27 protein-coding genes are annotated in these 23,133 nt (G+C 59.0%); 16 read left to right on the top strand and 11 right to left on the bottom strand.

Translation table 11 applies throughout. The features are described from left to right. Positions 1-8: 8 nt before the first annotated feature. Together rpmF and yceD are read right to left on the bottom strand one after the other, a co-directional pair. Complete coding sequence (gene rpmF / locus SSARUM2_RS09330; RefSeq protein ID WP_004927778.1) at positions 9-176, bottom strand: 50S ribosomal protein L32; 168 nt, start codon at positions 174-176, stop codon at positions 9-11. Positions 177-192: 16 nt separating this feature from the next. Continuing rightward, positions 193-714: a 23S rRNA accumulation protein YceD gene (yceD, locus tag SSARUM2_RS09325; protein WP_004927780.1), complete on the bottom strand. Its 522-nt coding sequence runs from the start codon at positions 712-714 to the stop codon at positions 193-195. A gap of 141 nt (positions 715-855) precedes the next feature. Between yceD and SSARUM2_RS09320 the strand changes: the two genes are divergently transcribed. Then, a complete protein-coding gene (locus tag SSARUM2_RS09320; protein ID WP_048321419.1) occupies positions 856-1,437 on the top strand; it encodes a nucleoside triphosphate pyrophosphatase in 582 nt (193 codons plus the stop codon). 6 nt (positions 1,438-1,443) lie between these two features. Here the strand turns inward: SSARUM2_RS09320 and rluC are convergent, their stop codons facing one another. Next, positions 1,444-2,403 (bottom strand): 23S rRNA pseudouridine(955/2504/2580) synthase RluC, encoded by a 960-nt coding sequence (gene rluC / locus SSARUM2_RS09315; RefSeq protein WP_033646448.1) that lies wholly within the window; start codon positions 2,401-2,403, stop codon positions 1,444-1,446. Between the two features lie 551 nt (positions 2,404-2,954). Here rluC and rne point away from each other — a divergent pair. Beyond that, positions 2,955-6,329, top strand: coding sequence for a ribonuclease E (gene rne / locus SSARUM2_RS09310; RefSeq protein ID WP_072270152.1), 3,375 nt, complete (start codon positions 2,955-2,957; stop codon positions 6,327-6,329). Positions 6,330-6,390: 61 nt separating this feature from the next. Here the strand turns inward: rne and SSARUM2_RS09305 are convergent, their stop codons facing one another. Further along, positions 6,391-6,678, bottom strand: coding sequence for a putative quinol monooxygenase (locus tag SSARUM2_RS09305; protein ID WP_033647446.1), 288 nt, complete (start codon positions 6,676-6,678; stop codon positions 6,391-6,393). A gap of 213 nt (positions 6,679-6,891) precedes the next feature. Here SSARUM2_RS09305 and pyrC point away from each other — a divergent pair, with 213 nt between their 5' ends. From pyrC to SSARUM2_RS09265, 8 genes are all read left to right on the top strand, one after another. Further along, the gene (gene pyrC, locus SSARUM2_RS09300) at positions 6,892-7,938 is read left to right on the top strand and encodes a dihydroorotase (RefSeq protein ID WP_060453016.1); all 1,047 of its coding nucleotides are present in this window, start codon (positions 6,892-6,894) and stop codon (positions 7,936-7,938) included. Positions 7,939-8,013: 75 nt separating this feature from the next. Then, positions 8,014-8,253, top strand: a complete 240-nt coding sequence (gene dinI, locus SSARUM2_RS09295) for a DNA damage-inducible protein I (RefSeq protein WP_033650738.1) — start codon at positions 8,014-8,016, stop codon at positions 8,251-8,253. A gap of 130 nt (positions 8,254-8,383) precedes the next feature. Then, a complete protein-coding gene (locus tag SSARUM2_RS09290) occupies positions 8,384-8,662 on the top strand; it encodes a hypothetical protein (RefSeq protein WP_033646451.1) in 279 nt (92 codons plus the stop codon). A gap of 201 nt (positions 8,663-8,863) precedes the next feature. Continuing rightward, on the top strand, positions 8,864-9,118 hold the full coding sequence (gene bssS, locus SSARUM2_RS09285) for a biofilm formation regulator BssS (protein WP_004927812.1): 255 nt from the start codon (positions 8,864-8,866) through the stop codon (positions 9,116-9,118). Between the two features lie 141 nt (positions 9,119-9,259). After that, complete coding sequence (gene solA, locus SSARUM2_RS09280; RefSeq protein ID WP_060453017.1) at positions 9,260-10,375, top strand: N-methyl-L-tryptophan oxidase; 1,116 nt, start codon at positions 9,260-9,262, stop codon at positions 10,373-10,375. Between the two features lie 216 nt (positions 10,376-10,591). Then, entirely contained in the window at positions 10,592-11,218 is a 627-nt protein-coding gene (locus SSARUM2_RS09275; RefSeq protein WP_033646453.1) for a LuxR C-terminal-related transcriptional regulator, read from the top strand. Positions 11,219-11,340: 122 nt separating this feature from the next. Continuing rightward, the gene (locus tag SSARUM2_RS09270; protein WP_033638034.1) at positions 11,341-11,457 is read left to right on the top strand and encodes a DUF2770 family protein; all 117 of its coding nucleotides are present in this window, start codon (positions 11,341-11,343) and stop codon (positions 11,455-11,457) included. A 3-nt stretch (positions 11,458-11,460) separates the two neighbouring features. Next, entirely contained in the window at positions 11,461-12,465 is a 1,005-nt protein-coding gene (locus SSARUM2_RS09265) for a zinc-dependent alcohol dehydrogenase family protein (protein ID WP_039566619.1), read from the top strand. On the opposite strand, the gene SSARUM2_RS09260 is transcribed toward SSARUM2_RS09265, so the two are convergent. Further along, complete coding sequence (locus tag SSARUM2_RS09260; protein WP_033646455.1) at positions 12,413-13,471, bottom strand: AI-2E family transporter; 1,059 nt, start codon at positions 13,469-13,471, stop codon at positions 12,413-12,415. The two genes, SSARUM2_RS09265 and SSARUM2_RS09260, sit on opposite strands and share 53 nt — an antisense overlap. 442 nt (positions 13,472-13,913) lie before the next feature. On the opposite strand from SSARUM2_RS09260, the gene SSARUM2_RS09255 reads away from it, so the two are divergent. Both SSARUM2_RS09255 and SSARUM2_RS09250 read left to right on the top strand, forming a co-directional pair. Continuing rightward, the gene (locus SSARUM2_RS09255; protein WP_004927830.1) at positions 13,914-14,468 is read left to right on the top strand and encodes a cytochrome b; all 555 of its coding nucleotides are present in this window, start codon (positions 13,914-13,916) and stop codon (positions 14,466-14,468) included. Between the two features lie 23 nt (positions 14,469-14,491). Beyond that, positions 14,492-15,070: a YceI family protein gene (locus SSARUM2_RS09250; protein WP_016928208.1), complete on the top strand. Its 579-nt coding sequence runs from the start codon at positions 14,492-14,494 to the stop codon at positions 15,068-15,070. 45 nt (positions 15,071-15,115) lie between these two features. On the opposite strand, the gene SSARUM2_RS09245 is transcribed toward SSARUM2_RS09250, so the two are convergent. Further along, positions 15,116-16,183: a rhodanese-related sulfurtransferase gene (locus SSARUM2_RS09245; RefSeq protein WP_033646457.1), complete on the bottom strand. Its 1,068-nt coding sequence runs from the start codon at positions 16,181-16,183 to the stop codon at positions 15,116-15,118. Between the two features lie 119 nt (positions 16,184-16,302). After that, the gene (locus SSARUM2_RS09240) at positions 16,303-16,461 is read right to left on the bottom strand and encodes a hypothetical protein (protein ID WP_033655068.1); all 159 of its coding nucleotides are present in this window, start codon (positions 16,459-16,461) and stop codon (positions 16,303-16,305) included. A 261-nt stretch (positions 16,462-16,722) separates the two neighbouring features. Between SSARUM2_RS09240 and SSARUM2_RS09235 the strand changes: the two genes are divergently transcribed. From SSARUM2_RS09235 to SSARUM2_RS09220, 4 genes are all read left to right on the top strand, one after another. Then, positions 16,723-17,643, top strand: coding sequence for a Kdo(2)-lipid IV(A) acyltransferase (locus SSARUM2_RS09235; RefSeq protein ID WP_033638030.1), 921 nt, complete (start codon positions 16,723-16,725; stop codon positions 17,641-17,643). Positions 17,644-17,744: 101 nt separating this feature from the next. After that, entirely contained in the window at positions 17,745-18,029 is a 285-nt protein-coding gene (locus SSARUM2_RS09230) for a YciI family protein (RefSeq protein ID WP_033655070.1), read from the top strand. A gap of 201 nt (positions 18,030-18,230) precedes the next feature. Further along, positions 18,231-19,469 carry a multidrug efflux MFS transporter MdtG gene (mdtG, locus tag SSARUM2_RS09225; protein WP_060453019.1) on the top strand — a complete coding sequence of 413 codons (1,239 nt, stop codon included), beginning with the start codon at positions 18,231-18,233 and terminating at the stop codon, positions 19,467-19,469. A 474-nt stretch (positions 19,470-19,943) separates the two neighbouring features. Further along, the gene (locus SSARUM2_RS09220; RefSeq protein ID WP_033638027.1) at positions 19,944-21,497 is read left to right on the top strand and encodes a peptide MFS transporter; all 1,554 of its coding nucleotides are present in this window, start codon (positions 19,944-19,946) and stop codon (positions 21,495-21,497) included. 52 nt (positions 21,498-21,549) lie between these two features. Here the strand turns inward: SSARUM2_RS09220 and SSARUM2_RS09215 are convergent, their stop codons facing one another. From SSARUM2_RS09215 to SSARUM2_RS09200, 4 genes are read right to left on the bottom strand one after another with little or no spacing between them, the layout of a single operon-like run. Beyond that, on the bottom strand, positions 21,550-21,948 hold the full coding sequence (locus tag SSARUM2_RS09215; protein WP_041034618.1) for a VOC family protein: 399 nt from the start codon (positions 21,946-21,948) through the stop codon (positions 21,550-21,552). Beyond that, positions 21,939-22,367, bottom strand: coding sequence for a YeeE/YedE family protein (locus SSARUM2_RS09210; RefSeq protein WP_033655073.1), 429 nt, complete (start codon positions 22,365-22,367; stop codon positions 21,939-21,941). The genes SSARUM2_RS09215 and SSARUM2_RS09210 overlap by 10 nt, the downstream gene beginning before the upstream one ends. Before the next feature lies 1 nt (position 22,368). Then, positions 22,369-22,803, bottom strand: a complete 435-nt coding sequence (locus SSARUM2_RS09205) for a membrane protein (protein WP_033638024.1) — start codon at positions 22,801-22,803, stop codon at positions 22,369-22,371. Continuing rightward, positions 22,793-23,110 (bottom strand): metalloregulator ArsR/SmtB family transcription factor, encoded by a 318-nt coding sequence (locus SSARUM2_RS09200; protein WP_033638023.1) that lies wholly within the window; start codon positions 23,108-23,110, stop codon positions 22,793-22,795. Before SSARUM2_RS09200 ends, SSARUM2_RS09205 begins: the two co-directional genes overlap by 11 nt. Positions 23,111-23,133 lie beyond the last annotated feature (23 nt).

The following is a 23,133-nucleotide window of genomic DNA, read 5'->3' as shown; positions in this document are numbered from 1 at the left end:
ATCGCTACTTAGCCGATAACCTTGCGACCGCGGTAGAAACCGTCGGCAGTGATGTGGTGACGACGGTGAGTTTCACCGGATACTTTGTCTACAGACAGAGTAGTCGTGGTCAGAGCATCGTGAGAACGACGCATGCCACGCTTGGAACGGGTTGGTTTATTCTGTTGTACGGCCATGGACCTTACTCCTCAATTACTTACGCTTTAAACTGGCTAATACGGCAAACGGATTCGGTTTCTCCGCCTCGGGAGGCAGTTGGCCAAATACCATGTCCGCTTCGGACACTTCACAGTGTTCAGATTCATGTACCGGAACGACAGGCAGTGAAAGAATAATTTCGTCTTCAATCATCGCCAACAGATCGACTTCGCCAAACTCGTCAACTTCGATCGGTTCGTACGCTTCCGGTAATGCCTCAGCCTGCTCATCATTGACGACCGGGCTAAAACAATATGTTGTGTGAACCTGATGTTCGAACGGGACTCCACAGCGTTGGCACATCAACGTTACCGTGACGTCCGCATGCCCTGTTATCACCGCGAGGCGTTGATTGTCGATATTGAACGACAACGACACCTCGACATCACTGTCCACACTGACCACGGAGTCGGCAACACGAGTAACCTGCTCAGGCGCATAGACACCAGCATAGTCCAGGCGTTTCTGAGCGGTACGTACCGCATCAATGGTCAAGGGTAATTTTACCTTTTGCATAGGGCGCGCATATTAACTTTGTAACGACATAGAGTCAAAGAAAAAGGCCGTAAAACGGCTCCTTTCACCAATATTCGCTTCCACAGCGGCCGACAGTTTAAAATGCCATACCCATTTACGCTACGGTTTGCGAAAAAAATTATGCAGAGATTGCTTTTAGCCTCCACCTCACCCTATCGAAAAATGCTGCTGGAGAAGTTACGGCTGCCCTTCGACTGCGCCGCACCCGAGGTGGATGAAACCCCACTGCCGGGCGAAAGCGCCGAAGCGCTGGTGCTGCGCCTGGCGGCGGCGAAGGCTCAGGCGCTGGCCCTCGCCTATCCCGAGCATCTGATCATCGGCTCCGATCAGGTCTGCGTGATCGATGGCAACATCACCGGCAAGCCCCATACCGAGGAAAACGCCCGGGCGCAGCTGCGCCAGGCCAGCGCCCAGGCCGTGACCTTCTATACCGGCCTGGCGCTGTACAACGGCCGCAGCAAGCAGCTGCAGGCCCTGTGCGAGCCGTTCCACGTGCATTTTCGCGCGTTGAGCGAAGCGGAGATCGCCGCCTATGTACGTCTGGAGCAACCGCTGAACTGCGCGGGCAGTTTCAAGAGCGAGGGATTGGGGATCGCGCTGTTCGACAGGTTGGAAGGCCGGGATCCGAACGCCCTGATCGGCCTGCCGTTGATCGCGCTGTTGGACATGTTGCGGGCTGAAGGCATCAACCCGCTGGTCTGACGCGGATTACTTGGCCACCTGCCGGCGCAGCACCTGCAGGCAGTGGCGCAGCTCTTGGTCCATCGGCGCTTCGATGCGCATCGTTTCGCCGGTGGCCGGATGCTCGAAGCGCAGCGCCGCGGCATGCAGGAACAGCCGCTTCAGACCGGTACCCGCCAGCTGGCGATCGAACTCGCGGTCGCCATAGCGATCGTCAAAGGCGATCGGATGCCCGGCATGCAGCGTGTGCACGCGGATCTGGTGAGTGCGCCCGGTGATCGGGCTGGCCTTCACCAGCGTGGCGAATTCGTAACGCTCTTCCACCTTGAAGCGGGTTTCCGAAGGCTTGCCTTCGCTGCTGACGCGCACGATGCGTTCGCCGCTTTGCAGGATGTTTTTCAGCAGCGGCGCCTGTACAGCCTTGCAGTGGGATTGCCACTGGCCGCGCACCAGCGCCAGATAATCCTTCTGCATGCCCTTCAGCCGCAGCTGTTCATGCAGCGAGCGCAGCGCGGAGCGCTTCTTGGCCACCAGCAGCACGCCGGAGGTGTCGCGATCCAGACGGTGCACCAGCTCGAGGAAGCGGGCTTCCGGGCGCAGCGCGCGCAGCCCTTCGATCACGCCGAAGCTCAGGCCGCTGCCGCCGTGCACCGCGGTGCCGGAAGGCTTGTTGAGGATCAGCAGGTGGTCGTCTTCATACAGAATGCAATCGGCCAGCGCGGCTACCTTATCCAGCTTGGCCGACACCGGCGTCTCTTCGCGCTCGGCCACCCGCACCGGCGGCACGCGCACCACGTCGCCGGCTGCCAATTTGTATTCGACCTTGATGCGCCCTTTATTGACCCGCACCTCGCCTTTGCGCACGATGCGGTAAATCATGCTTTTCGGCACGCCTTTCAGGCGAGCGAGCAGAAAGTTGTCGATTCTCTGACCGGCTTCGTCGTCGGAAATCGTGATGAATTGTACTGCTGGATTGTTCGTTTTCATGGTGCGGGATTCTAAATAGAGCGCGTGAATAGCGCCACATCTTTTTCTGTGCTTAACTGTCTCTCTGACGGCGGGCGAAACCCCAGCGGACAATAAGGCAGCAAGCCGGTTTGAACGTTTGCGATTTCTTCCGCAGTTAAGGAAAAGTCACCTTGCTATAACGGCATCAGCAGTGGAATAATGCAGTCACTTTCCGCGTTGATTCTCGTTAAACAGGGAAAACGGTGGAATTATAAATTTGTCTGATCGCGCAAAAACGCAGCAATGGCGTAAGACGTAATGCGAAATCAAACAATTAGCGGGCTGCGGGTTGCAGCTTGGCCGGCAAATGGAATCAGATCTGTCGACGTAAATCAGAGGCTATTCCCCTAGTAAAAGTGCTGTCTTTCACAAAGAAAAGCAGGCTTACCGAGATAATGCGCCCCTATGCAGGCGACAACCGTGAGGTTGACGGCTTTGCGAGAAGACACGGGGCTTTCGGTTTAACTCCGGCCATGAGGTTATTTTGCCCGCAGCTTTGTCGATAATGTAAAAATAACGAGTAAGTTAAGATGAAAAGAATGTTGATTAACGCAACTCAGCAGGAAGAGTTGCGTGTTGCCCTCGTAGATGGACAGCGGCTGTATGATTTGGATATCGAAAGTCCGGGTCATGAGCAGAAAAAAGCGAATATTTACAAAGGCAAAATCACCCGCATTGAACCAAGTCTTGAAGCAGCGTTCGTGGACTACGGCGCAGAACGACATGGTTTCCTCCCTCTTAAAGAAATCGCCCGCGAATACTTCCCTAGCAATTACTCTTCCCATGGCCGCCCGAACATCAAAGATGTGCTGCGCGAAGGCCAGGAAGTCATCGTTCAGGTAGACAAAGAAGAACGTGGCAACAAAGGCGCCGCCTTGACCACCTTCATCAGTCTCGCGGGCAGTTATCTGGTGCTGATGCCGAACAACCCGCGCGCCGGCGGTATTTCCCGCCGCATCGAGGGTGACGATCGCACCGAGCTGAAAGAAGCGCTCTCCTCGCTGCAACTGCCGGACGGCATGGGCCTGATCGTTCGCACCGCGGGCGTAGGCAAATCCGCCGACGCACTGCAGTGGGATCTCTCCTTCCGCCTGAAGCACTGGGAAGCGATTAAAAAAGCCGCCGAAGGCCGCCCCGCGCCGTTCCTGATCCACCAGGAAAGCAACGTTATCGTGCGCGCCTTCCGCGATTACCTGCGCCCGGACATCGGCGAAATCCTGATCGACAACCCGAAAATTCTCGATCTGGCCAAAGAGCACATCGCTGCGCTGGGCCGCCCGGATTTCAGCAGCAAAATCAAACTGTACAGCGGTGAAATCCCTCTGTTCAGCCACTACCAGATCGAATCGCAGATCGAATCCGCCTTCCAGCGTGAAGTGCGCCTGCCGTCCGGCGGCTCGATCGTCATCGACAGCACCGAAGCGCTGACCGCCATCGACATCAACTCCGCCCGCGCCACCCGCGGCGGCGACATCGAAGAGACGGCGTTCAACACCAACCTGGAAGCGGCGGACGAGATCGCTCGCCAGCTGCGCCTGCGTGACCTTGGCGGCCTGATCGTCATCGACTTCATCGACATGACGCCGGTTCGCCACCAGCGCGAAGTGGAAAACCGCCTGCGCGATGCCGTGCGCCAAGACCGCGCGCGCATCCAGATCGGCCGCATTTCCCGTTTCGGCCTGCTGGAAATGTCCCGTCAGCGCCTCAGCCCGTCGCTGGGCGAATCCAGCCACCACGTGTGCCCACGCTGTAACGGCACCGGCACCATTCGCGACAACGAATCGCTGGCGCTGTCCATCCTGCGCCTGATCGAAGAAGAAGCGCTGAAGGAAAACACCAAAGAAGTTCACGCTATCGTGCCGGTTCAGGTTGCTTCGTACCTGCTGAACGAAAAGCGCGAATCCGTCAGCGCGATCGAAAAACGTCAGGGTGGCGTGAAAGCCGTCATCGTGCCTAACGATGAAATGCAAACCCCGCACTACTCGGTGCTGCGCGTGCGCAAGGGCGAGGAAACCTCTACCCTCAGCTACCTGCTGCCGAAGCTGCACGAAGAAGACATGGAGCGCCCGCTGGAAGACGCGCCGATGGAACGCAAGCGTCCGGAGCAACCGGCCCTGGCTTCCTTCTCCCTGTCCGCCGATGCGCCACCGCCGGCTGAAGAACCTGTCGCCGTGGCCAAGCCTGCCGCCGCCAAAGCTAAAGCCGCAGCGCCGGCCGCCGCCAAGCCGGGCTTCCTGGGCCGCCTGTTCGGTGGTCTGAAGAGCCTGTTCGCCGGTGAGGAACAACCTGCCGTCGAAGAAACCAAACCGGCCGAAACGCCGAAGGCGGAAAGCAACGGTGAAAACCGTCGTCAGGATCGTCGCGGTCAGCGTCGCCAAGGCACCGGCCGTAAAGAGCGCGGTGAGCGTGGCGACCGTCCGGAACGCGGCGAGCGTAAAGAGCGCGGTGAAGGCCGTGACAATCGCGAGCGCGACAACCGTGAGCCGCGTGAGAACCGCGAAGGCCGTGAATCGCGTGAATCCCGCGATGAACAGCGCCGTAACCGCCGCAACCAGCAGCAGAACGCGCCGGTAGCGGAGGAAACCGCCTCGGAAGACAGCGCTAAAGCGCCGCGCGAAGATCAGCAGCAACGCCGTGAGCAGCGCGCTGAGCGCCAGCGTCGTCGTCAGGAAGAAAAACGTCAGGCTCAGCAGGAAGTGAAAGCGCTGGAAAGCGTTGAAGCGGTCGAGAGCACCGACGAAGAGCAGGAAGAACGCCAGCAGCAGAACATGCAGCGCCGCCAGCGCCGCCCTCTGTCGCAGAAGGTGCGCATCCTGTCCGCGGAAGAAGAACTGCAGCGTGCAGCGGAAGAGCTGCTGGCGCCGAAAGCGCCGGTAGCGAAAGCCGAAGTCGCGCAGCCGACCGCCGACGACAGCGTCAAGCTGCTGCCGGAAACCGTTGCCGCTCAGCCGGAAGACGATGCCCAGGGCGAAAACCGCGGCAACGGCGAAGGCATGCCGCGCCGTTCCCGTCGTTCACCGCGCCACCTGCGCGTCAGCGGCCAGCGTCGCCGTCGTTACCGCGATGAGCGTTACCCGCTGCAGTCCCCAATGCCGCTGGCGGGCGCGTTCGCTTCGCCGGAAATGGCATCGGGCAAAGTCTGGGTAAGCTACCCGGTTGCTCAGGTTGAAGAAGCCGAAGTGCAGGCCGAAGCCGTAGAAGTAGAACAGGCAGCGGCACCGGTTGTCGCCGCAGCGGTTGAACAGCACAGCGTCGCCGTGGAAGAAACTCAGGCTGCGGCCAGCGTCAACGAGCCGGCACCAGAAGCCGCCGTTGAAACTGCGGCCGTTACCGTAACGGAAGAAGCTGCAGCCGTAGTGCCTGTCGTTGCCACCCCGGCCGAGGAAACCCCGGCGCCGGTGGAAGCCGCGCCGGCACCTGCCGCAGTTGAAGAACCGAAAGCGGAAGAGACTGCCCCGGCAGTGGAAGCCGAGCCGGTAGCTGAAACCGTTGCGGCAGAACCTGTGGTTGAAGCCAAGCCGGTGGAAGACGAGCCTGTGGTCGACGCTGCGCCGGCAGAAGCTGCGCAAGCGGAAGAAACGCCAGTGGCAGAAGCAGCGCCTTCGCCAGCCGCCGTGGAAGCCGCTCCGGTCGAAAAAGCCCCGGCACCAATCGCCGCAGAACCTGCGCCAGTGGTTGCTCAGCAGCCGGCACCGGTGAAAGCCGTGCAGGACGTACTGTACAAACACATCGCCACTGCGCCGATGACCAAAGCGCCTGCGCCGGCCTACGTGCCGGAAGAACGCAAGCACAGCGACTGGCAGCGCCCTTCCTTCAACTTTGAAGGCAAAGGCTCGGCAGGCGGCCATTCGGCGGTGAGCCAGGCCACCGCGCCGGCCACCAAGCCGCAGCCGGTTAACGAATAAGTTAATCTGCAGCTCTAAAAAAACCCGCCATCGGCGGGTTTTTTCTTGCCTGCAAAAAGGCTCAGGCTATCTTTTTCAGTTTTTTGATGTCTAAAACATCCAACTTGCCGTCAAGCCGGCTGACGAACTGCTGAAAATGCGCCGTCTCATTATGCTTATCCAGTGCTTCGCTGCTGGCCCAACGCTCAAAGAACACGAAAACGCCCGGCTTTTCCAGATCGCGATGCAAATCATATTGCAGGTTGCCCAACTCCTGGCGGCTCGGCTCGAGAATGTCGTGCACCGCTTCGCTGACGGCGTCTTCAAATCCCGCTTTCGCTTGCAGGGTGGCGATAACGCGTACTTCCATTGCTTTCTCCCTTTCCACTTGATGAAAGTCGACGGTATTGGCGTCGGCATCGTTGAAATCCCTGTTACTATGCGCCCGCCGCGCTATTGATTTCAACTTGTCGCCAACAAACAGATGCATCTCAGGCGCTTTCCGCTTATCCTTACACCCCGGCGTGAATAAACCCATTATTCGCTTTTCATTAGACGTATTTGACCGCCGGAGCCTAGCTAGATGACCGCACAACCTCAAGTTCTGAAAATCCGCCGCCCAGACGACTGGCATATCCACCTGCGCGACGACGAGATGCTGAAAACGGTGGTGCCCTATACCAGCCAGGTATTTGGCCGGGCGATCGTGATGCCGAACCTGGTTCCGCCCGTAACGACCGTGGCCGCCGCGCGCGCCTACCGCGATCGCATTCTGGCGGCGGTCCCGCAGGGTCACAACTTCACTCCGCTGATGACCTGCTATCTGACCAACTCTCTGGCGGCCAGTGAACTGGTCAAAGGCTTTGAGCAAGGGGTGTTTACTGCCGCCAAGCTGTATCCGGCCAACGCCACCACCAACTCCAGCCACGGCGTCAGCGACGTGACCGGCATCTACCCGCTGTTCGAACAGATGCAAAAAATCGGCATGCCTTTGCTGATCCACGGCGAAGTGACCGACCCTGCCGTCGATATCTTCGACCGCGAGGCGCGCTTTATCGAGCAGGTGATGGAACCGATCCGCCAGCAGTTCCCGGAGCTGAAGATCGTCTTCGAGCACATCACCACCAAAGAAGCGGCGCAATATGTGCAGGCAGGCAATCGTTTCCTCGGCGCCACCATCACGCCGCAGCACCTGATGTTCAACCGCAACCACATGCTGGTCGGCGGCATTCGCCCACACCTGTTCTGCCTGCCGATCCTCAAGCGCAATGTCCATCAGGAAGCGCTGCGTCAGGCGGTCGCCAGCGGCTCGGATCGTTTCTTCCTCGGTACCGACTCCGCGCCGCACCTCAAGCATCGCAAAGAGTCCAGCTGCGGCTGCGCCGGCTGTTTCAACGCGCCGAATGCCATCCCGGCTTACGCCGCGGTGTTCGAACAGCTCGGCGCGCTGGCGCACTTTGAGGCCTTCTGCTCGCTCAACGGCCCGCGTTTCTATGGCCTGCCGCTCAACGAAGACTTCATCGAGCTGCAGCGCGTGCCGACCACCCAGCCGGAAGAGATCGCCCTGGGCAATGAATCCGTGATCCCCTTCCTGGCCGGTGAAACCCTGAACTGGTCGCTGAAAGACTGATATTTTTTCTTCGCCCTCTTGCCCCCGCAGTCGGTTAACTGTATAAATAAACAGTAAATCGCTTCGGGGGCAATTATGCGTGTTGAAGTCACTATAGATAAAACCCGGCCGCTGCCGTCGGGCGCCATTGAGGCGCTGACCGGTGAACTGGGCAAACGGGTCAATCGCCAGTTTCCAGGCGCCGTCGTGCACGTACGTTATGCCGGCGCCAACGGGCTCTCCGTGCTGGGGGGCGCCAAAACCGACCGGGATCTGATCGAGGAAATCCTTCAGGAAACCTGGGAAAGCGCGGACGAGTGGTTCAGCGCAGAATAACACTGCAATGCTGTTTTTGCCGGGGGTCGCTCTCCGGCTTTTTTGTTTCTGGCGCCCAGCCCATTCATCGCTTACCCTTACTCTGGAACAAAATCCGTCTCAGCGCTGTATTTAACGCAAAGGAGTAAGCATGGCCCCGGACAAGGTGAAATCCGAAGACGCAATGACGTTTGGCGAACTGCTGGCGTTGATTGCCGATCAGAAAAGGCGCTTGAACGTACTGGAAGTGGCTTTCTCTTATCTGGCCTTCAGCCTGGATGACAAAGCCAACCAGCGGCTGATCCACAGCCTGAAGCTGGAATCGCACAGCCAGAATCGCGACGCCGAAACGCAAAAGCATTTCGCCCATTTGGCCGAAGAGCTGGAAAAATGTCTGTATGGTGCATCGCCACCTGCCGACGCGGAATAACGCGCCGCGCTGTACTCACCCACTGCAACACATACAAATTTGTAGAATAATTGCTCAAATAAATATTTATTTTGCAAATTTTGGTGACAACCCCCTCCACCGATGAAAGCGGATGCGTATACTGTAATTGCTCTCATGATGATGAGCCGCATTGATCCTCGTTAGTCACTCACGGTAGTTACTACTCAATAAGGGGTCTTTATGGACAGAAATGATGAAGTAATTCAGACGCACCCGCTTGTCGGTTGGGATATCAGTACTGTCGACGTTTACGACGCCATGATGATACGCCTTCATTACCTGTCTTCACTAGACCAAACGCCCGAAGAAGCCCAAGTAGACAGAACGCTTTGGCTGACCACAGATGTCGCCCGTCAATTAATCAATATCTTAGAGGCCGGCATCGCCAAGATTGAAGCTACGGATTATCAGGATCTTGATCGCAGAAAACATTGATTCATCGTCCCCTAACCCCTAAGGCGCCGCGCCCCATTCCCGGCGCCTTTTTCTTTGCCCTTCGCCGTTCAATCAGTGCATTGCGCCCGCCAACCTTTTATCATGGGGCGATAAGAAATCGCTATCAGAGAGGGTCGGCACGTGGAATATGATTTGATTGTGGTGGGCAGCGGTTCAGTCGGCGCAGCGGCAGGGTATTACGCAACCCGCGCCGGCTTGAAAGTGCTGATGATCGACAGCGCCATTCCCCCGCACCGCAACGGCAGCCATCACGGCGATACCCGCATCATCCGTCACGCTTACGGCGAAGGTGAAAAGTACGTGCCGCTGGTGCTGCGCGCGCAGGCGTTGTGGAATGCGCTGATTCAACATTCCGGCGAGGAACTGTTCCAGTCGTGCGGCGTACTCAACCTGGGGCCGCAGCACTCCGAATTCATTCGCAATGCTCAGCAGAGCGCGCAAAAATTCCGCCTGAACGCGCAAACCCTCAGCGCCGAACAGATTGCTCAACGCTGGCCGGAATTCCGCACGCCGGAAGGTTACGTCGGCGTTTTCGAGCCGGACGCCGGCTTCCTGCGTTCCGAACTGGCGGTGGCCAGCCTGATCAAGCTGGCGAAAGAGGCCGGCTGCAGCCAGTTGTTCAACTGCCCGGTCAGCGCGGTGGAGCCTATCGATGGCGGCGTTGCAGTCGTCACCGGCGAAGGGCGTTTCACGGCGCGAAAAGCGGTGGTCACCGCCGGCACCTGGGTGAAAGCGCTGTTGCCGCAGCTGCCGGTTGCGCCATTGCGCAAGGTATTCTCCTGGCATCAGGCGGATGGCCGCTACAGCGTGAACAATCGCTTCCCGGCCTTTACCGTTGAAGCGCAAGACGGCACGCACTATTACGGCTTCCCGGCGGATAACGACGGCCTGAAAGTGGGCAAACACGACGGTGGCCAGCCGATGGATGCCCCCGAGCAGCGTAAACCTTTCGGCAGCCACGCCAGCGACGGCACCGAAGTCTTCACCTTCCTGCGGCAGTTTTTACCGGGTGTAGGCGTATGTTTACACGGCGAAGCCTGCAGTTATGACATGAGCCCCGACGAAGACTTTATTATCGACACCCTGCCGGAGTGGGATCGTCTGATGGTCATCAGCGGATTGAGCGGCCACGGCTTCAAGTTCGCCAGCGCACTGGGCGAGATTGCCGCGCTGTTCGCGCAGGACAAAGCGCCGCCGGTCGACGTCTCCAGCTTTGGTCTGAAACGATTTAGCTAAGCAAAGGCTGTCGCTGTCCTGGTTCCCGTCGAGCCCTGGGCAGCGAAATCTGACGGTTACAATTTCTTAACCTGCTAACTCTTTTAAATACCAAGTAAAAATTCTTATAACGGAAATTTCTTGCATTCAGCAGTTGAATTTCCGAATTGAACACTTGCAGTGTAAGTCCTATTTTACAGAAGATATGCTCCATCGGCTTTCCACAAGGACGTCACCATGAAACTACTTGTCGTGGACGAATGCTGCTTCACCCGGGTCGGTATAGCCAGCTACTTTGCTGATAGTGGGATTACGACGATCAAGTGCTGCCACAGCATTGAGTACGCTACGCCGCTGTTGGCCAGCTTTCAGCCGAGCCACATTCTGGTGAACCTCAGCAATCAGTGCCGCTATAACGAAGCGGACGCGCAGCTGCTGGCGTTTATGGAAGCCAGCCAGTCTGCCCTGCTGTTTATCTATCTCGATACGCCTTACCCTTACAGCGAAACGCCAATGCGCATCGCCGATAACGCGTTTCTGTTCAATAAAAGCATTCTGCCGCTCACCTTGCGCACGCTGCGCGAAAATCCGCTGGCGCTGGCCGATGACGGCGAAGAGCGTTCCCTGTTCAGCCCGCAGGAACTGACGGTGATGAAATATTGGATGGCGGAGATGCCCAACTACCGCATCGCGAAAAAACTGCAAATTAGCTCGCATACGGTGTACGTGCACAAGCGCCACATCACGGAGAAGATCAACGCGCGCAACCGGCTGGAGTTCTACTCGTTGTATAACGTGCTGCGTTATTTCTACCCGCCGAACACGCCAACGAACTCGACGCCGTTGGCGCTGCTGGCGGTATGACATCAAGCCTGCGATAACGCAGGCTTTTTTATCGCCATTCTTCCAGCGCTCATGCGCGGCGCGCTATAAAAGACGCAGAGAAAAGGACTATAATCAAAGGTCTCTTTCTTCTGGCGGCTGAAATGTTAAACCGAATACTGGCGGCTATCGTCAACAACGTGCGTGAGCACCTGGTGCTGTATCTTTGCCTGTGGCTGGTGCTGCTGGCGCTGGATGTCTACTTTTTCTTCGTACTGTAACCCATGCCGTCGTCATTTCCCCGATTGAGCTTCAACCGCTTCGGCGATCCCGCCCAGGTGCTGACGCTGCAGCAGGTGAACAGGCCGCCGCTGCGCCCCGGCCGGCTGCTGCTGCAGATGCGCTATGCCCCGATCAATCCTTCCGACCTGATCCCGATTCATGGCCAATACGCGCACCGTATCGCCCTGCCGCAGGTGCCGGGCTATGAAGGCGCAGGCGTCATCGTCGATCCGCAGAGCGGGCGCTCGACCGGCCGACGCGCGCTGGCGGTAGCGGGTGACGGCAGCTGGCAAACCTTCGTCACGCTGCCTGAGGATCGGGTGGTGTGGGTGCCGGACGACATCGACGACAACGACGCGGCACAGATTTACATCAACCCGCTCACCTGCTGGGTGCTGCTGACGCAATGGCTGCCGCTCAACGCCGGCGACGTGCTGCTGCTCAACGGCGGCGGCTCCGCCGTTAGCCTGCTGTTGGCGCAGCTGACGGCGCTGCGTGGTATTCGTCTGGCGGTGGTGGTGCGCAACGCCGCCCATCGCCAGGCGCTGCTGGCCGCCGGCGCCTGGCGCGTTATCGAAGCGCCGCAGCTGGCGAAAATGACCCATTTTGGCGCCCGCGCCGCCATCGACTGCATCGGCGGAGAAGACGGATTGCAGCTGGCGCGAGCGGTTCGCTCCGGCGGCGATTTCGTGGCGCTGGGCCTTTTAGGCGGGTGCCAGGTGGACTGGCGGCGCGTAGTGGACGAGTTAAAGCTGCGCGCTTCGCTGTTCCACCTGCGTAAATGGAATGCGCAGGCGGCGCCGGCGCAGTGGCAAACGGCGTTTTATCAGCTATTCCAGCTGCTGCGCCGCGGCCAGCTGGCGCTGCGCCCGCCCGCCGCGATTTACCCTCTGCATCAGTACGCAGCGGCGCTGCAACACGCCGCGCAGCCCGGCGTCAGCGGAAAAATCTTCCTCACTCCGGCGCCGCCGGAGGCTGGCGCGGCGGGCGGCCGTCCCCCAGGATAACCGCCAGCCGATAGCCGCCCTCGGTGGTCTCCAGCGCGATGCGCGCCACGATCGTCAGCGGCACCGACAGCAACATGCCCACCGGGCCGAGCAGCCAACCCCAAAAGATCAGCGACAGGAACACCACCAGCGTCGACAACCCCAGCCCGCGCCCCATCACCCGCGGTTCGAGGATATTGCCGATCACCATGTTGACAGCGATAAAGCCGCCCGCCACCACCAGCGCATCGCCCAATCCGTTGAACAGCAGCGCCTGAATCAACGGTGGAATGGCGGCCAATACCGAGCCGATATTGGGGATATAGTTGAGCAGAAACGCCAGCAGCCCCCAGATAAAGGCGAAGCGCACCCCGACCGCCGCCAGGAAGATCCAGACGATCACGCCGGTGGCCAGGCTGATGATGGTTTTAATCACCAGATAGCGCGTCACGCCGTCCAGCGCCCGCCGCATCGCGGCGAGGCCTTCGTTCGGCTTATCCAACGCCTGCTGCAGCTTATAAGGCAACAGCTGCACTTCAAACAGCATAAACACCACGGTCATCAGCAGCAGGAAGACGTTGGTCATGGCGCCAGACAGGTGCCCCAGCATGCGGGTAACCAGATTCATCGCCGCGCTGGGATCGACATACTGCAGCATCGCTTCGCTGGAGAGGCTGATATTGAAGCGATCGGCGTAATGCTGCAGCTCGCGCAGTTTCTCGATCATCATGCCGCGGTACTGCGGCAGCGAGCGGGCGAACTCGTTCAGCGAAGCGCCCAGCATGCCGATAAACAGCATCACGACCACGATCACCGCCGTCACCAGCAGCGTCACCCCAAGGATGCGCGGCACCCGGCGGCGTTCCAGCATCGTCACCAGCGGGTTCAGCACCATGGCGAGGAATACCGCCAGTAGAAACGGCACCACGATGTCGGCGGCGGCTTTCACCCCGGCCAAAATGATCACCAACATCGCCAACAGGACGGCCAAACGCAGGCTGCTGTCGGTTACTCGGGTTCGGCCCATGACGTTTCCTTGTTATTTCACTGGGTTAACCGGCCACAAAGAGCCGACTCTTGGCGCTAATGGTAGCAAAGTCGGCCGTCACGCCGCAGAGGATTTAGCGTAACCGTTCGAATAATTTAATCTTTCCGCCCTGCTCTTCGCCGCAAGAAATAGGCATAACCTTTGCCAACCAATAATCCCGCCCAGCAATCCATGAACGGTTTACGTAAAATGACAAAAGCTGACATTAATAGATAATAAGCCTAATTTTCAACAACTAGCATAATCGCCACGTGAAAGAAATCATATCATCTTCAACGATTTATCTGATGAACTCCGAACATCTCAAACAAATTCACTGACTAATATTTCTAAGAAGTAACATAGTTAAATTTATTATTGATTTTATGTTTCCTAAAGTTTAATTATTGCAGCCAGCCAATCGGTAATCGAAGGAAACAGGATGCTCTGGAAAAATACCGCCGATCGTTTCGGCCATGTGTCAGTGTTGATCCACTGGCTGGTGGCGCTGACGGTGTACGGCATGTTCGCCCTCGGCCTGTGGATGGTCACGCTGGGCTATTACGACGTCTGGTACCACCAGGCGCCGGAGATCCACAAAAGCATCGGCACGCTGCTGTTCATCGTGATGGTGATCCGCGTGATCTGGCGCTTTGTCTCGCCGCCGCCCAAGCCTCTGGCCAGCTATGGCCGCCTCACTCGCGTCAGCGCCATTCTCGCGCATCTGGCGCTGTATGCCGTGCTGTTCGGCATTCTGATCAGCGGCTATCTGATCTCGACCGCCGACGGCCAACCGATCAGCGTATTCGGCTGGTTCGACGTACCCGCCACCGTGACCGGCATGGCGGAGCAAGCCGACACCGCCGGCGCCATACACCTTTACCTGGCCTGGGCCGTGGTAGTGCTCTCGGTACTGCACGGGCTGGCCGCGCTTAAACATCACTTTATCGATCGTGATGTCACTTTGAAACGGATGCTGGGTAGCAGCGCCGATTAACCTTTGGATTTATGGAGATTGCTATGTTGAAAAAGACCGTATTGGGCCTGACCGCAGGCGCCCTGCTGCTGAGCGCCGGTTCCGCACTGGCGGCGGACTACAAGATCGACAAACAGGGCCAGCACGCCTTTATCGAGTTCCGCATCCAGCACCTGGGTTACAGCTGGCTGTACGGCAGCTTTAAAGACTTCGACGGCGGCTTCACCTTCGACGAAAAAGATCCTTCGAAGGACAAGGTCAACGTGACCATCAATACCGCCAGCGTCGACACCAACCACGCCGAACGCGACAAGCACCTGCGCAGCGCCGAGTTCCTCAACGTGGAGAAGAACAAGCAGGCCAAGTTTGAATCCACCGAAGTGAAGAAAAGCGGCGACGGTTATGCGGTGGTCGGTAACCTGACGCTGAACGGCGTGACCAAACCGGTTACGCTGGACGCCAAACTGATTGGCCAGGGCAACGATCCGTGGGGCGGCTACCGCGCCGGCTTTGAAGCCAACGGCAAGATCAAGCTGAAAGATTTCGGCATCACCACCGATCTGGGCCCGGCGTCGCAAGACGTTGAGCTGATCATCTCCGTAGAAGGCGTGCGCGAGAAATAAGTAAAAAAGCCCGGCTTGGCGGCCGGGCTTCTCATTTCCTCAGGCTCAGCGGGCTGGACCTTCTTCTTCCGGTGCCGGAATGTGCATCGTAGTCTGCAACAGGCCTTTCGACTTATTGAAGATCTTGACGCCGTTTTCCCGGCCGGCACGGCGCGCGCGTTGCTCTTCGCGCGGCAGCTTCAGCTCTTCGCGGCAAATCTCGCTGCAGCACCCTTCAAACTTGGCGGCGCAGCTCGGGCACTGAATGAACAGCAGGTGGCAACCGTCGTTTTTGCAGTTGGTGTGGGTGTCGCACGGCGCCCCGCACTGGTGGCAGTTGGCGATCACATCGTCGGAAATGCGCTCGCCCATGCGCTCATCGAACACGAAGTTTTTGCCGATAAACTTCAGCGGCAGCCCCTGCTCTTTCGCTTTGCGGGCGTACTCGATGATCCCGCCTTCCACGTGGTAGATGTTTTTAAAGCCGTTGTGCAGCATATAGGCGCTGGCTTTTTCACAGCGAATACCGCCGGTGCAGTACATGACGATGTTTTTGTCTTTGCTGTCCTGCAGCATCTCCACCGCCATCGGCAGCTGATCGCGGAAGGTATCCGACGGCACCTCGATGGCGTTTTCGAAGTGACCGACTTCGTACTCATAGTGGTTGCGCATATCGACGAACACCGTATTCGGATCGTCGATCATCTGATTGACGCGATCGGCCTGCAGATATTCGCCGACGTTGCTTGGGTCAAAGCTCTCGTCATCGATGCCGTCGGCCACGATGCGCTCGCGCACCTTGAGGCGCAGCACCCAGAAGGATTTTCCGTCGTCTTCGAGCGCGATATTCAGGCGAACCTGATCCAGCGCCGGGTGCGAGGCGAACAGCGCGGCTTTGAACGCGTCGAAGTTATGCTGCGGCACGCTGATCTGCGCGTTGATGCCCTCTTTCGCCACGTAGATGCGGCCGAACACCTTCAATTTTTCGAACTGAACGTACAGGCTGTCGCGAAACGCTTTGGGATCGTCGATGGAGAAATATTTGTAAAAAGAAACTGTGGTGCGCGGCTCGGTTTCCGCCAGCATGCGCGCCTTCAGTTCCTCATTAGAAATTCGGTTATGTAACACTGGCATGGTGTACTTTCCTGTCTTTCGGGAGGTGACTGATCATCGCGCGCAGCCTGCCGGCCCGCGCGCGGCGCACATCATACCCGAAAAACCGCCGCCGCGCAGCCCTGGCGCAAACGCCCCGTTCAGCGTCCGCCGCCTTCGGTAAACGCGGAAGCCAGTATACCGAGCGCCATCATCACGCCGGCGAGCGCCAATATCGCGTTCACCTGCAGATGCGCGCCGACGCTGCCGACCGCCGCGCCCAAAACCAGCAGCCCCGCACTGATCCATGGTGCCAACATATTTACCCTCTGAATAATTACCAGCAATAATATCGCCATTATCTTTGGCAGGAAAGATTGTGGAAAAATTCGGCATTCGATGCATATTTAACGCCCAAAAAGGGATTTTAATGCGTTGTGTTTTCCCGGATCGCCAGAAAAATGCCACAATAGTCGCAAACAAACGGCAGAAACGAACCTTGCCGCCGAGCTCACCCGGCTGCCAGACCATGCTATGACTCTGTCATTACACTTAAACAACCGTATTCAAACAGAGAACCCATGACTCAAGTTCCTACTTTCAATCGTTCCTTATTGCACCCGCGCTACTGGCTGACCTGGGTCGGCATCGGCTTGCTGTATCTGCTGGTGTTGCTGCCTTATCCCGTCATCTACTGGCTCGGCACCTCGATTGGGCGATTTTCCATGCGCTTTCTCAAGCGACGCGTCGCTATCGCCCAGCGTAACCTCGAGCTCTGTTTTCCCGACATGCCGCAGGCCGAACGCGATGCGCTGGTGGTAAAGAATTTCGAATCGGTCGGCATGGGGCTGTTTGAAACCGGCATGGCGTGGTTCTGGCCCAACTGGCGCATCGAGCGCTGGTTCAAGGTCAGCGGCCTGGAGCACATCCAAAAGGCCCGCGACAACCAGCAGGGCGTGTTGCTGATTGGCCTGCACTTTTTGACGCTGGAGCTGGGCGCGCGCATCTTCGGCATTCACAACCCGGGCATCGGCGTTTACCGCCCGCACGACAACAAGCTGATGGACTGGCTGCAAACCTGGGGCCGCATGCGTTCCAACAAATCGATGCTGGATCGCAAAGACATCAAAGGCATGATCCGCGCCCTGAAACAGGGCGATATCATCTGGTATGCGCCGGATCACGACTACGGCCCGCGCAGCAGCGTATTCGTGCCGCTGTTCGCGGTAGACAAAGCCGCCACCACCACCGGCAGTTACGTGCTGGTGCGGATGGGCAAACCGGCGATCATTCCGTTCACCCCGCGCCGCCTGCCGGACGGCAAAGGCTATGAGCTGATCATGCAGCCGGCGGTGGAAAACTTCCCGCTGGATAACGAACTCGATGCCGCCGCTTTTATGAATAAAGTGGTGGAAAAAGAGATCCTGATGGCGCCGGATCAATATATGTGGCTGCATCGCCGCTTCAAGACCCGCCCGGAAGGCGAGCCTTCGCTCTACTGATAAAGCAAACCCGCCGCCGGCGGGTTTTTTATTGCGCGCCTCTTGAGAATCGACGGCGAGGGTGGGATGGTAAAGCCTTTGCCGCCAACCCCGGAGCCGCCATGTACATTGTCAGCCTGACCTACCATCGCCCGATCGCCGACGTCGACAGCCACCTTGACGGGCACATCGCCTGGCTTAAGAAATATTTTCAGGACGGCACCTTCATCGCCTCCGGCCGCAAGAATCCCCGCACCGGCGGCGTGATCCTGGCCAAGGGCATTGAGCGTGCGCGGCTGGACGCCATCCTGGCCGAAGATCCGTTTAACGCCGTGGCCCACTACGAGGTCACTGACTTTAGCGCCACCACCACCGCCGCCGGTTTCGAGGCGCTGGCCGGCCTATAAAACGCTGAAAATTCCGCGCGCCAAGCGCGGAATAAGGTTTAAGCGTCATTTTTAAAACTTTATTTCATTTTTCGCCCTATTCCCGTCCTCTGGTTTGCCGTCGCCGCGCCGGCGGCGCATACTTATCAGGCTAACTTTCACGTTTTGCCCCTCATCTTTTTGCCGCCGGCAAAACGCGTCACCTTTCGGCAATGGACATTTATGGCTTCGGCAGCAGAACCCGTTAACTGGAAACGCAACCTTTTCGTCGCCTGGGTAGGGTGCTTTCTCACCGGCGCCGCCTTCAGCCTGGTGATGCCGTTTCTGCCGCTGTACGTCGAGACGCTGGGCGTAGCCGGCCATCAGGCGCTCAACATGTGGTCCGGTCTGCTGTTCAGCATTACCTTCCTGTTTTCCGCTATCGCCGCGCCGTTCTGGGGCGCCCTGGCCGACCGACGCGGCCGTAAACTGATGTTGCTGCGCTCGGCGTTGGGCATGGCGATCGTCATGGTGCTGATGGGCATGGCGCAAACAGTCTGGCAGTTTCTCGCGCTGCGGGCGGTGCTGGGGTTGCTTGGCGGGTTCATACCCAACGCCAACGCGCTGATCGCCACCCAGGTGCCGCGCAACCGCAGCGGCTGGGCGCTCGGCACCCTGTCAACCGGCGGCGTCGGCGGCGCGCTGATCGGCCCGTTGATCGGCGGCCTGCTGGCCGATCTGTACGGCCTGCGCCCGGTGTTTTATATCACCGCCGCGGTGCTGTTCGTCTGCTTCGTGCTGACGCTGCTGTATGTCAAAGAGCAATTTACCCCGGTGCAAAAGCGCGACATGTTGCACGCACGGCAGGTGTTCGCCTCGTTGAAGAACCCGAAGCTGGTGCTCAGCCTGTTCGTCACCACCATGATCATCCAGATCGCCACCGGCTCAATTGCCCCGATCCTGACGCTGTATGTGCGCGATCTGGCCGGCGCGACCCATAATCTGGCGTTTATCAGCGGGCTGATCGCCTCGGTGCCCGGCGTCGCGGCATTGATGAGCGCCCCACGGCTGGGCAAGCTGGGCGATCGCATCGGCCCGGAACGCATTCTGGTCTTTATGCTGATCGTCTCGGTGCTGCTGCTGATCCCGATGGCGTTCGTGCAAACACCGTGGCAGCTCGGCGTACTGCGCTTTCTGCTGGGGGCGGCCGACGGCGCGCTGCTGCCGGCGGTACAGACGCTGTTGATTTATAACTGCACCAATCAGGTCGCCGGCCGAATTTTCAGCTACAACCAGTCGTTCCGCGACGTCGGCAACGTCAGCGGCCCGCTGCTCGGCGCCGCGGTCTCCGCCGGCTACGGTTTTCGCGCGGTCTTCGCCGTCACCGCTTTGGTGGTGCTGTTCAACGCCGGTTATTCCTGGTGGTGTCTGCGGCGGCGGCCGGGCTATATGCGGGAAGACACGCTGCAGGAAGAACAATAGCTGCATTTATCGCCAATTTACGCGATTGGCCGGATCAACGGCGCGTTTCCCCTACTTTTAATAATGCTTCCTGCGGGCCGGCGAATTTTCGCCCCACTCGGAACATTCTTACTACAACATCTTGTTTACCAACAATTAATTAACTTTCAGCGCATAAAACCCGCTGTCAATCATATTCCTGCCACAACCAACAGAAAAACCAGAAAAGGAGATGCTTGTCGACTTTTCGTCTAAAAAATGGGATACAGGTACTAGACAAAACCAACGACCAGTTATCAAATGGTTAAATAATATCATGCCAGATGTGAACCATCGGCCAAGTGAAGAAAAGGTCAGCACGCTTTCCACGGTTTATCAGCGTTGCAGCCGCGGTTTTGTCGGGTAATCCGCATTGGGCGGATCGCCTTCATTAAATACACATACAACCACAGTACGGGCTGCAGCCATGCAGCGCCTTTTTATTGGGAAATCGTTATGCAATCCTCTGTCAATAAGTCAGAAAGCCGGACCTTCTTCGGCCATCCCTATCCGCTGGGTTCTCTGTTCTTCACCGAAATGTGGGAGCGCTTTTCGTTCTACGGCATCCGTCCGCTGCTGATCCTGTTTATGGCCGCCACCGTATACGACGGCGGTCTGGGTCTGGCGCGCGAGAACGCGTCGGCGATCGTCGGCATCTTCGCCGGCAGCATGTACCTGGCGGCGCTGCCGGGCGGCTGGCTGGCGGACAACTGGCTCGGCCAACGCAAGGCCGTTTGGTACGGTTCGATTCTGATCGCCCTCGGCCACCTGTCGATCGCCCTGTCCGCGGTGATGGGCACCAACCTGTTCTTCATCGGCCTGATGTTCATCGTGCTCGGTTCCGGCCTGTTCAAGACCTGTATCTCGGTGATGGTCGGCACGCTGTACAAGAAAGGCGATGCGCGCCGCGACGGCGGTTTCTCGCTGTTCTACATGGGCATCAACATCGGTTCGTTCATCGCCCCGTTGATCTCCGGCTGGCTGATCAAGTCACACGGCTGGCACTGGGGCTTCGGCATCGGCGGTATCGGGATGCTGGTGGCGCTGGTGATCTTCCGCGTGTTCGCCGTCCCGGCGATGAAACGCTATGACCGCGAAGTGGGCCTGGATTCCACCTGGAACAGCCCGGTCGCGAAGAAAAAAGGCGTCGGCGCCTGGCTGCTGGCATTGGCGGTAGGCCTGGCTGCGGTCATCGTGCTGATCGCTCAGGGCACCATCGTCATCAACCCGGTCGAAGTAGCCAGCGTGCTGGTGTACGTGATCGCCGCGTCGGTCACCCTGTACTTCATCTATCTGTTCGCCTTTGCCGGCCTGAGCCGCAAAGAGCGCGCTCGCCTGCTGGTGTGCTTTATCCTGCTGATCTCCGCCGCGTTCTTCTGGTCGGCGTTTGAACAGAAACCGACCTCGTTCAACCTGTTCGCCAACGATTACACCAATCGCATGGTCGGCGGCTTCGAGATCCCGGCGGTGTGGTTCCAGTCGATCAACGCCCTGTTCATCATCCTGCTGGCGCCGGTGTTCAGCTGGGCCTGGCCTGCGCTGGCGCGCAATAACGTGCGCCCGAGCAGCATTACCAAGTTCGTGATCGGTATCCTGTGCGCCGCCGGCGGTTTCGGCCTGATGATGCTGGCCGCGCAGAATGTGCTGAGCAACGGCGGCGCCGGCGTATCGCCGATGTGGCTGGTGGGCAGTATCCTGATGCTGACGCTGGGTGAGCTGTGCCTGAGCCCGATCGGCCTGGCCACCATGACGCTGCTGGCGCCGGAGAGAATGCGCGGGCAAATGATGGGGCTGTGGTTCTGCGCCAGCGCGCTGGGCAACCTGGCGGCCGGTCTGATCGGCGGTCACGTCAAGGCCGACCAACTGGATATGCTGCCGGATCTGTTCGCTCGCTGCTCAGTCGCGCTGCTGATCTGCGCCGCCGTGCTTATCGTGCTGATCGTGCCGATTCGCCGCATGCTGGAAAATACCCAGACCAAGAGCGCGCAGAAACCGGCGACCAGCGCCTGACGGATACCCCTTTTTTATCTCGCAAACCGGCGCTCAAGGCGCCGGTTTTTTTTTATCCTTGCCAGGCCTGATGTTGCAGGACCACCCGGTAGCCGTCAGGATCTTCAAAGGTTTGCCCCGCCCTATCCCAATAGGGGTTATAGGCGGTGACAACCAGGAATCCCGCCGCCCGCATCCGCTCGCACGCGGCTCGCCATGCGTTCTCATCCGGCAGATAAAACACCAGCAGATGATCCTGCGTCGGCGCCTGCCCGACCCGCACCCCGCGATGCTGCGTGAACTCCAGATGGTAGGCATGCTGCGGATGGCCGATCATTATGCCGTCAAAGCCCTGATGATCGACAAACTCGCCCAGCTTTTCGAACCCCAGCCCGCGACAATACAGCGCGGCAATCTCTTGCAACCGATCGGTCGGGCGCGCGATGCGCAACACCGCCTTGGCTATCGACATGTACGCCTCCGCCTCATGATAATCTCATACAGCGCCATGCCCGCCAGCATCGCCAGCAGGAACGGCCATACCCGCTGTATCTCCGCCCCCGCCAACACCCAGGCGGGGCCAGGGCAAATGCCCGCGATGCCCCAACCGACGCCGAACAGCGCGCTGCCCGCCAGCAAACGGCGCTCCACACGCCCGGCGGCCGGGATCTGCAGCGGTTCGCCCAACAGGCTCCGCTCGCGTCGCCGCGCCCACAAGAAGGCCGGCGCCGCCACCGCGATCGCCCCAACCATCACCAGCGCCAGCGAAGGATCCCACTGGCCGGTAACGTCGAGAAACGCCAACACTTTGGCCGGATTGGCCATGCCGGCGACGATCAGCCCCAGACCGAAAATCACGCCGCTCAGCAGCGCCAACAGGGATTTAAACATCTCACCCTCCCAGCAGGTGGCGCATCAGCCACACGGTCGTAAAGCCCAGCAGCATAAACACCGCCGTGGCGGCCAGCGAACGCGGCGCCAGCCGCGCGACGCCGCACACGCCGTGCCCGCTGGTGCAACCGCTGCCCAATCGTGTCCCCACCCCCACCAATAGCCCCGCGACCGCCAGCCCGCCGCTGCCGGCCGCGATCTCAGCAGACGGCAAAGCCGCTGCGGCAGCATACAGCCAGGGGGAAATCAGCAACCCGCCAAGAAATGCGGCGCGCCAGCCCCGCTCGCGGCCACCCGCGCTCAATAAACCGCCGGTAATGCCGCTGATGCCGGCGATCCGGCCGTTGAACAGCAGCAGCAGCGCCACCGCTGCGCCGATAATGGCTCCGCCCGCCAGCGCGGAATACGGCGTGAAGTGTTGCCAGTCAATGGTCATCGCGGTTCTCCGGCTGTGGGCAATAGAGTTGATACAGGGTATGGAGCAGCGCCAGCGCTTTGGCGTCGGCCACCGCATAGTAAATCTGCTTACCGGCGCGTCGGGTGGAGACCAATCCCTCCTCGCGCAGCACGCCAAGCTGCTGGGACAGCGTCGGCTGGCGGATATCCAGCGCCTGCGCCAGCTCGCTCACCGCCATCTCGCCCTGGCTGAGCCGGCACAGCAGCAGCAGCCGATCTTCGTTGCCCAAGGTGCGCAGCATCGCGCCAGCCTGCGCCGCCGCCTTGCGCATCGCGTCAATATCCATTGCCCCTCCATCAATTTATAAAA

It is taken from the genome of Serratia sp. K-E0102 (assembly GCF_029962625.1).
Lineage (GTDB): Bacteria > Pseudomonadota > Gammaproteobacteria > Enterobacterales > Enterobacteriaceae > Serratia > Serratia sarumanii.
This window is presented reverse-complemented; position numbering and strand designations above follow the sequence as displayed.